The organism is Baaleninema sp. (assembly GCF_049974805.1).
GTDB lineage: Bacteria > Cyanobacteriota > Cyanobacteriia > Cyanobacteriales > Geitlerinemataceae > Baaleninema.
In genome coordinates, this window is sequence record NZ_JBNGCO010000231.1 from 1 (window position 1) to 2,056 (window position 2,056).

Annotated in this window: 3 protein-coding genes; 2 read left to right on the forward strand and 1 reads right to left on the reverse strand. The window is 51.4% G+C overall.

Features of this window, described 5'->3' with window-relative positions; genetic code table 11:
- The first annotated feature begins 805 nt into the window (after window positions 1–805).
- Together ACP5D4_RS21530 and ACP5D4_RS21535 are read left to right on the forward strand one after the other, a co-directional pair.
- Complete coding sequence (locus tag ACP5D4_RS21530; protein WP_428013652.1) at window positions 806–1,246, forward strand: hypothetical protein; 441 nt, start codon at window positions 806–808, stop codon at window positions 1,244–1,246.
- A gap of 45 nt (window positions 1,247–1,291) precedes the next feature.
- The gene (locus tag ACP5D4_RS21535; protein WP_428013653.1) at window positions 1,292–1,690 is read left to right on the forward strand and encodes a hypothetical protein; all 399 of its coding nucleotides are present in this window, start codon (window positions 1,292–1,294) and stop codon (window positions 1,688–1,690) included.
- 1 nt (window position 1,691) lies between these two features.
- Here the strand turns inward: ACP5D4_RS21535 and ACP5D4_RS21540 are convergent.
- On the reverse strand, window positions 1,692–2,056 hold a 365-nt coding region (locus ACP5D4_RS21540; protein ID WP_428013654.1), incomplete at its 5' end, for a hypothetical protein.

Here is a 2,056-nt window from a genome sequence, read left to right on the forward strand (position 1 = left end):
GATCTAGAGACAGATCTAGAGACAATCCGATCTTCGTTCGATCTTGAGTTTAACTTCTATGAATTGCCACAATTGACTTAGGATTGCTATACCGATATCCGGTTTGTTTTGCCTCAAGGTGGCAACAAGACAGGGGTGTTTTTGAAGAACGGTTCGTCACCCCTGAAGTTGCCGGTTTCGGGTAAGTTTTTGAGGGAAGAGATACCTGTTTCGCTGCAATTCCGTGTGAGGCGAGGATTCCAAAAGTTCACGGTTGGGAGCCGGCTGGGGAACCGTCGCCGTTCTGGGGAGCGATCGCGAAAAAAACCTTCTCGCAACGGTACGTTAAATTGGAGATCGCCGAGTCGGTACGTCTCGCTTCACTTCAAAACTCAGGTCTCAACGGCTTTGTCTGAAGCGATCTCTGAAATTCTACTATCGAATAAAAAGTTCCTCAAAGCCGCTCTAGCCGTCAAATTTATCTGTAAATTTGCGTGAGATGCTGTTTTGTCACAAGAACATCACATTTACTCTTTACACTAAAACTGTTGCAAAAGTCGATGCAAACGGGAGTCTATGAACAGTGTTAGAGCGACACGCTAAACCGGAAGAGGTGGCCAATCGAATTTGTCACGGTGTATCTATTTCGAGGGGGGTCGAACCAAAGACCGCAAACTCCTCAGAACCTCTGGCCCCAAACTCGGAGCGTCGAACCCCAAAATTTGACGAGCGTTGTCGCCACAGGGTCAACTCCTGTCGCTCGACGGCTATTCCCCAATCGATCTGTTACGTGAGGACTCAAGGCGAAACCTGGCCGGGAAATTCCATGACCGAGACTCAAGACGAAGCTTACATCAGCCTCGCCGTGGATGTCATGCGCGCGCGAGATACGCGAGCCATCGTTGCCTTAAAAGACTTCCTGACCGTTTTACCGAATCCGACGGCGATCGAATCGGTTTTGAAACAGGCCGTGTATCGGCTCGGCGACCTCGATCGCGTCGCCTGTCGGTGGATTTTACGACATCCGGATTTGTTAATGCCCGAACTCGATTTACAAGAGGTCGCCCGTCAGTGGGTGGGCGAGGTTCTACTTCGAGAGAATCGGCAAGGCGATCGCAAGTATCGATTCGATGGCAGCGGCCGTCTTTATCTCAGCGATGCCGCCAAACTTCAACTCCAGCAAACGGCTTCAGGCGTCGGTAGCTTAATGCTTGAAGAAATTTTCGGCATTCGCAACGAGGATCGCTTGACCTCCGATATCGATTGAGGCAAGTCTTTTGACTTGCTGACTTTTACCAAGGCTCCAACTCCCATGAATTGCACTGTATTACTCATTGAACCCAACGGCGCCCTCGAACGCGACCTCGAACGCTTGATGGCGAGCGAAAATTGCAACGTTATCGGTACCACCGAGCGTTGGTTAGGACTCTATTTAGCCCGTCACACCCGACCGAACGTTATTGTCAGCAGTCTCGATTTACCGCGACTCGACGGGTACGAACGGGGGATGCTCCGGAACGAAAACACCCGACTCGACTGGCAGCCCATCTGTATTGCCTCGAAAACGGACAATGAAAGCCGCCAGTTTGCCGCTAAGCTGCGGGAACGAGTCGGATGTGCGATCGCTCTATCCTCCCTGACGGGAAACGTCGTCAAGGAGAATTGCTTGGCTTCCTCCGAGTTCGATACAGAACTCAAACAACCTGCTTAATCTAGATTTTTGCTATCAGGGGCAAAGTTCTGGAGGAGATGAGGGAAGATTCCTCGAACAACGGACGATCTTCAATATTCTCGAAATCCTCTAAAATCCGGCCGTCTAACATCGCGACATGGGTTTCAGACCCTTCGCCACTCTCCAACGGTATCGCCTCGGGAGCGATCGCTTCGATTTCGCCAACGCCCTCTGCGATCGCTAGAGTCTGGCGGGCTTGAGGATCGGGATTTGTTAGCGGATCGATCGATCCTTCTACTTCACCGCCCAAAGCCCCCTCGGGAGCGATCGATGTTTCTTCAACTCCATCCTCTCCCAAAATCGGATCGGGATTGATCGGGTCAGGATCGGGATTGGGATCGGGAT

Excerpts from the sequence above, each read along its gene's own strand:
- ACP5D4_RS21530 (WP_428013652.1), top strand. The coding sequence starts at position 806 with ATGACCGAGACTCAAGACGAAGCTTACATCAGCCTCGCCGTGGATGTC.
- ACP5D4_RS21535 (WP_428013653.1), top strand. The coding sequence starts at position 1,292 with ATGAATTGCACTGTATTACTCATTGAACCCAACGGCGCCCTCGAACGC.